The sequence below is a fragment of the Pseudomonas tremae genome (genome assembly GCF_001401155.1).
Classification (GTDB): Bacteria; Pseudomonadota; Gammaproteobacteria; order Pseudomonadales; family Pseudomonadaceae; genus Aquipseudomonas; species Aquipseudomonas tremae.
Window position 1 is genome coordinate 1 of sequence record NZ_LJRO01000175.1, and the last position, 564, is coordinate 564.

1 pseudogene is annotated in these 564 nt (G+C 63.3%); it reads left to right on the forward strand.

Annotated elements, in window-relative coordinates:
* Positions 1-429 (forward strand): annotated as a pseudogene (gene istB / locus ALO43_RS12475) (IS21-like element ISPre4 family helper ATPase IstB); the annotation flags it as partial.
* Positions 430-564 lie beyond the last annotated feature (135 nt).

The window sequence follows — 564 nt, forward strand, 5'->3', positions numbered from 1 at the left end:
GTAGGCAAAACCTGGCTCGCCTGCGCGCTGGCCCACAAGGCCTGCCGGGACGGCTACAGCGTGCGCTACTTGCGTCTGCCGCGCCTGATGGAGGAGTTGGGCCTAGCCCACGGAGATGGTCGCTTCGCCAAGTTAATGGCCGGCTACGCCAAGACCGACCTGCTGATCTTGGACGACTGGGGCCTAGCGCCGTTTACCGCTGCACAACGGCGCGACATGTTGGAACTGCTGGACGACCGTTACGGCAACCGCTCGACACTGGTGACTAGCCAAATGCCGGTGGACAAATGGCATGCGCTGATCGGCGATCCGACCTTGGGCGACGCGATCCTCGACCGGCTGGTGCACAACGCTTATCGAATCGAACTGAAGGGCGAATCGATGCGCAGACGCGCAACGAAATTGACGACGCCAGGGACTTCAGACTAACAATGCAAACCTGCGTCGCTGCGCTCCGACTGCCTGGCCGGATGAGCGTGGAATAGGTGGCCGGATGTTGGCGGGCTGGGTGGCCGGATGGCGTGGAATGCGCACTTCGGCCCGGAGGGCGTGGGAGCGGACTTG